Here is a 247-nt window from a genome sequence, read left to right as displayed (position 1 = left end):
ATTTATGCCATCGGCGGCAATCTGGAAGCAGCACGTCTCTCCGGGATTAACGTTGAACGCACCAAACTTGCCGTGTTCGCGATTAACCGATTAATGGTAGCCATCGCCGGATTAATCCTTAGTTCTCGACTTGGCGCTGGTTCACCTTCTGCGGGAAATATCGCCGAACTGGACGCAATTGCAGCATGCGTGATTGGCGGCACCAGCCTGGCTGGCGGTGTGGGAAGCGTTGCCGGAGCAGTAATGG

The 247-nt window shown here is 55.1% G+C and carries 1 protein-coding gene; it reads left to right on the top strand.

Features of this window, described 5'->3' with window-relative positions; translation table 11 throughout:
* The coding region (locus FN960_RS24625; protein ID WP_438799994.1) for an ABC transporter permease subunit at positions 1–247 on the top strand (247 nt) is incomplete at both ends.

Origin of the sequence: Alkalicoccobacillus porphyridii, from assembly GCF_007293315.1 — a bacterium.
In the GTDB taxonomy this organism is placed as follows: Bacteria; Bacillota; Bacilli; order Bacillales; family Bacillaceae_D; genus Alkalicoccobacillus; species Alkalicoccobacillus porphyridii.
This window is presented reverse-complemented; position numbering and strand designations above follow the sequence as displayed.